Below are 6,086 nucleotides of genomic sequence, written 5' to 3'. Positions count from 1 at the left end.
CAGGAAGCCATTTTACCTATTCGCGCAGAAATTCTGCTGCACTTGCCGGATTCGTTTGTATTGTTTAAACCTAAGGATATCGTTTCGGGCGACTTTTTCTGGTTTCACCACAGTGGTGAAGCAAGCATTATTGTATGTGCCGACTGTACCGGTCATGGTGTCCCCGGTGCATTTATGAGTATGATTTGTACCGACAAACTCAATCACACGGTGCATGAAAAAGAAATTTTCCAACCCGGATCCATGTTGAGTGAGGTCAATAAAGGAATTAAAAAATCGCTGAAACAGGAAAATGATGATTCGGTAAAAACGAAAGATGGAATGGATGCAGCCATTTGTAAAATAGATCCGAAGCGTTCTTCTATCATCTACTCAGGAGCAAATCGTCCCCTCTGGCGTGTTCGAAACGGAGAGTTGGAGGAATTTAAACCGACCAAATGTGCAGTTGGAGGATTCACCCCCGAGGAGCAATTGTTTGACGAGGTAGAAATCCCGTTTGAAAAAGGGGACTGTTTTTACATGAGTTCCGATGGATTTGCCGACCAGTTTGGTGGTGAAAAAGGGAAGAAAATGATGGTGAAAAATTTCAAGGAAAAAATTCTAACCATCTGGAAATTGCCCATGGACCAACAAATGAAGGAATTAGACCTTCACTTTGAAACCTGGAAGCAATACTATGACGAGTACGGCGAACAATACGAACAAGTGGACGATGTTTGCGTAATCGGTTTCCGACTCTGATTTATTTTTAGTCGCACGTAAAAAGGATTATTCTTTCTTCTATTTTTGGGCCGACTCCGCCCCCATGAAGGAAATGATGCCGATTGAGATTCCGTTTTTCGCGAATCTTTTGCTCCTACTCGTTGTTGCACGTGTACTGGGAGAAATTTTTGAACACCTGAAACAACCATCCATGATCGGCGAGATTCTTGCCGGAATAATTTTAGGTCCTTCCCTCCTGAATGTTTCTCATTTTAATTCCGATTTAAAAGTCTTTACCGAAATGGCCGTATTCCTATTGGTGATTATGGCGGGACTAGAGGTTAATCCGAAAGAAATTTTCGAAGCCATGCGGGGAAGAAAAATCTGGATTTCCATTTTAGGATTTATCATCCCCATTGCATCCGGATTTGCTGTTGGACATTTATTTCAACTCGATATTTTAACCACAACATTTCTTGCTCTTTGCATTTCCATTACTGCTCTTCCCGTATCCATCCGGATACTGGTAGACCTGAAAAAATTAAATTCTGATATTGGCCAGAGAATCATCACCGTTGCCATTTTTAATGATGTGTTAGCCTTAATGATTTTAGGTATTCTAATGGATATCCGTGGGGAGCAACATTCTTATAGTGAAATTCTTCAAACAATTGGCATCTCATTTTTAAAAGTAGTCGGTTTTCTGGCTTTTGTAGTAATATTTTACAAACTGCTGAATAAGGCCACCCAGCAAGTAGATTGGTTAAAGGACAAGCTGGATAAACTACTGCAATTTTTAAAAGGCAAAGAATCGCTATTTGCACTTTTGTTTTGCTTTATTTTATTATTCGCTACAGTTTCAGAATCTGCAGGTCTACACTTTGTAGTTGGTGCATTTTTCGGTTCCATGTTGCTGACCAAGGATTTATTGGGAAAAGAAAATTTCCATAATCTTGAGAAATCAACTACTTCAATAACAATGGGCTTTTTGGCCCCCATCTTTTTTGCAGCCATTGGACTGGAGTTCGATATTAAATCGCTCGACAATCTTTATTTTCTATTTATAGTTGTCTTAGCTTCATTTGGCTCAAAAATCCTGGGAGGTTACCTTGGTGCGCGATTTGCGGGGATGTCGCACCGTAGAGCCACCACCATTGGAATCGGTTTAAATGCCCGGGGAATTATGGAATTGGTGATTGCTAACATCGCCTTACAAGAGAAAATCATTGATATTTCACTATTTTCTGTCCTTGTTCTGATGGGAATATTAACTACCATAACCACCCCTGTATTCTTAAACTGGGCTTTTAACTGGAGCGATAAAGAGGCTATTGCAGAATAATCTGCATTTCGTATATTCGGCTATTCAATTATTTACCAATGGGAAAAGCTGAAAACTCCGCCTTTAAAAAACACAAATTCCGCGAACTGAAAACCTATTGCTCTACCGAATGGTTAAGCGATGGGAAAAAGAAATACCGCAGGGTATTCAATAACTCCGAAATCAGCTATCTCTATGCCGAGTTAAGCTTTTTCAATAAACTTTTTGATGAAGAAAACTGGACCGCCAAAATTCTGATTGAATGCGTTAAAGAAGAAGGCGACACGGAGGTATCCATTTGTAAAATTAATCTCGACCGGGAAGTTAAAACCGACGAGAATATCGTATACATCCGCGAGGGTTGGGGAAATGCTTCCTATGGTGTATTCTGGAAAAAAGGAAAATATACCTGGAAAGCTTATATCGATGATGAATATGTGGGCTCTTCGATTTTCTATGTAGAAAATGAATTAGCCGTTACACCGGAAAACAATCCATTTTTTGAAGTGGTGGATCTCCGCATTTTCGAAGGACCAAACGGTCTGCCACCTGAGGGTGACCGTAAATATTACACCTGTTATCAGGCCAATGAAACACGCTATATCTGGGGTGAATTCAAAATAAAAAGCAAACTTGATTACGACTTTCAGGCTGAGATTTTTTATACGTTCTTCAATGATGCGGGTCAATTAAAAGGCTACACGTCCGAACTCGTCACCATTCGTGGTGGAGAAACTACGGTATGTTCCGGTTGGGGATCCGATACCAAAGGGACCTGGTATAACGATGCATATCGTCTCGAGATTTCATTTATGGAAACCTTATTGGCCTGGGTTCCTTTTGAAGTTGGTGCAACTTTTGAAGAAGGATTTCCGAAAATTTCAAATGGAATTGGCGGACTCGAACTCGAGAAGAAAGAGGCAGAAATCAATCAGGAATCGCTGGATGAATTGCTCGCCAAAATGGATGAGTTGATTGGGATGGACAACATCAAAACCAAAATCCGCGATTATGTAAAATACCTGAACTTCCTGAAGCTTCGCGAAGAAAAAGGATTTAAAGAAAACAAAGGCATTTCGCTCCACGCCGTGCTCACCGGAAATCCCGGAACCGGAAAAACCACCATTGCTAAACAATTGGGGAAAATTTACAAGGAGATGGGATTGCTTACTAAGGGACATGTTCACGAAGTGGATCGTTCGGATTTAGTGGCCGAGTACATTGGTCAAACCGCTCCCCGCACCAAAGCGGCAATCGAAAAAGCGCGTGGTGGAATTTTATTCATCGACGAAGCCTATTCGCTGCACCGCAGTGGTGAAGACAGCAAAGATTTCGGCAGGGAAGTGATTGAAATTTTATTGAAGGAAATGTCGGACGGTCCCGGAAACATTGCCGTGGTTGTTGCCGGTTATCCGCAAGAGATGAAAGGATTTTTAGAATCGAATCCCGGACTTAAATCACGTTTTAACCACTATTTCCAGTTCGAAGATTATATTCCCGAAGAACTCATGGAGATTGCTGATTTGGGATTGAAACAACGCGGACTTTTCATGCAGCAGGATGCAAAGGAATTTTTGTTCACCAAGTTTACACAAGCTTATCGCGATCGTGAACGTTCATTTGGAAATGCACGCTTTGTAATGAGCGTTGTGGATGAAGGTAAAATGAACATGGGATTACGTCTCATGCAAAACAGCGATGTGGCATCACTCAGTGAAGAAGAACTTTCTACGATTACCAAGGAAGATATTTATAAAATATTTGCCATGGGTGTAACGAAAACACTCGACCTGCGCATTGATGAAAAACAATTAAAAGATGCCTTGCAGGAGTTGAATGAGCTGGTAGGATTACACAATGTAAAAGATGAAATCACCGAATTGGTGAAGCTGGTGAAATACTACAAAGAAATTGGTAAGGATGTCCTCAATAAATTTGTGCTTCACTCGGTGTTTGTAGGAAATCCGGGCACAGGTAAAACCACCGTTGCACGCATATTTGCAAAAATTTTCCGCGCACTCGGAATACTTGAAAAAGGTCATCTCGTGGAATGCGATCGCGAAGGAATGGTGGCCGGTTACAGTGGACAAACCGCTACAAAAACTTCTAATCTCATTGAGCAATCGATGGGCGGTGTTTTATTCATCGACGAAGCCTACGCACTGCATCAGGGTCGCGATGATCAGTTTGGAATGGAAGCGATCAATACCCTTTTGAAACGAATGGAAGACAACCGCGATGATTTTGTAGTGATCGCCGCAGGGTATACCGATAACATGAATGAATTCCTGATGACGAATCCAGGTTTACGTTCGCGTTTTGAGCGGGTGTTCCAGTTTGAAGATTACAAACCGGAAGAACTGATGAAAATTGCCGACTTCATGCTGAAAGCCGAAAACATGAAGGCCGATCAGGAAGCAATGGAGCATTTACAAGCCTATTTTACCGCGCTGTGGAATGTTCGCGATAAATTCTATGGAAATGCCCGCGAAGTGCGCAAAGTGATCGGAGAAGCCATTAAAAATCAAAATCTGCGCATGGCATCGATGGATGCGAAGGCCAGAACCATGGAAATGGTTTCCACTTTAACCAAAGCGGATGTGGAAGAATTTAGTCTGGATAAAATAAAAGGACAACAAACACAAGGTGGAAAACCACTCGGATTCCGTATCGGGGGATAACTTTTCAATCAAATACGGGAAGTGGTGATGGATATTTCGTTTTGGAAATTATTGGCGGGACTGGCAGTCTTCCTGTTTGGTATGGAACAGCTGGAGCGGGGAATTGAACACCTGGCCGGAAGATCCTTTAAACTCTTTATTAAAAAATACACCACTCATCCTTTCTCTGCAGTGTTGGTGGGTATTCTTATTACCGCCATTCTACAAAGTAGTTCGCTGGTTTCATTTATTGTGCTGGCTTTTGTGGGCGCAGGAGTAATGGCGATGCCTAATGCATTATCCGTAATTCTCGGTGCCAACTTCGGAACCACCTTAACCAGTTGGATTATTGCATTGGTGGGATTTAGTTTCAACCTCGAAAAATTTTCTTATCCCATTCTCGCCTGCGGTGGAATTGTATTTCTGGTTTTCGGCAGTTCAAAATCCGGATTCCATTATGCACGCATGATAATAGGATTCGGAATGTTGTTTCTTGGACTCGATTTCATGAAAGCTTCCATTGGCGATTACTTCAGTAATTTTGATGTGAGTCCGTACGTCAACTACCCCATCATTGTATTTGCGCTCTTAGGATTCATCATCACCGCCATTGTGCAAGCTTCTTCGGCCACCATGGCCATTGCATTAAGTGCATTGTACACGGGAAAAATTCCATTGGAAATTGCGGCGGGACTCATCATCGGTTCCGAGTTGGGAACATCCATTAAATCATGGTTTGGTGCCATGCAGGGATCACCTGCGAAAAAACAAGTGGCGCTCGGAAATATTTTATTTAACAGCGGAACGACCTTAATGGGATTAATCCTGGTGCATCCGATCCTCTACCTCATCACCAAAGTTTGGAATGTTAGCGATGAAGTCTATGCCCTGGTCCTGTTTCAGAATTTCACCAACCTGGCCACCATTGTGATGTTTTTTCCGTTTCTCCAATCCTTTTCTTCCTTTCTCGAACGAAGATTCAGAGAGAAAAAAGATCAGGTTCCTTTATACATTTCAAAAACCGGGACAGAAATTCCGGAGGCGGCTTTGGATGCTTTGGAAAAAGATGCACATTTCTTTTTACACAAAACCATCGTATTAAATCTGGATGCTTTTCATATTGAACGAAATCTGATTCCACTCGAACCCGAGCTGAGCGAGAAAATGAAAATGCTGGAAGGATCTGCCTTTTCGTATGGCAAATTTTACGATCAGCTAAAAGTGAACGAAGGAGAGATTGTGCATTATTATCTCGATTTAAATAAAGAATCGCTCAACGAAAAAGATTCGCGTCGCTTACAACAATTGCTTAATGTTATCCGCAATGCCACTTTTTCCGCTAAAGCGATGAAAGATATCCGTTCCGACCGCAAAGATTTTCGCGAATCGGCCGACGACCGCAA

Annotated in this window: 4 protein-coding genes; all 4 read left to right on the top strand. The window is 41.9% G+C overall.

Going from position 1 to position 6,086, the window contains the following annotated elements:
• A partial coding sequence (locus tag K1X56_14660; GenBank protein ID MBX7095961.1) for a SpoIIE family protein phosphatase occupies positions 1-741 on the top strand: 741 nt, incomplete at its 5' end.
• Positions 742-805: 64 nt separating this feature from the next.
• Positions 806-2,044 (top strand): cation:proton antiporter, encoded by a 1,239-nt coding sequence (locus K1X56_14655; GenBank protein ID MBX7095960.1) that lies wholly within the window; start codon positions 806-808, stop codon positions 2,042-2,044.
• 38 nt (positions 2,045-2,082) lie between these two features.
• On the top strand, positions 2,083-4,704 hold the full coding sequence (locus K1X56_14650; GenBank protein ID MBX7095959.1) for an AAA family ATPase: 2,622 nt from the start codon (positions 2,083-2,085) through the stop codon (positions 4,702-4,704).
• Positions 4,705-4,731: 27 nt separating this feature from the next.
• Positions 4,732-6,086: Na/Pi symporter (locus K1X56_14645; GenBank protein MBX7095958.1), on the top strand; the 1,355-nt coding region annotated here is incomplete at its 3' end.

It is taken from the genome of Flavobacteriales bacterium (assembly GCA_019694795.1).
Lineage (GTDB): Bacteria > Bacteroidota > Bacteroidia > Flavobacteriales_D > UBA2798 > UBA2798.
Note: the sequence above shows the minus strand (reverse complement) of the source record. Positions and strands in the feature narration are given on the sequence as shown.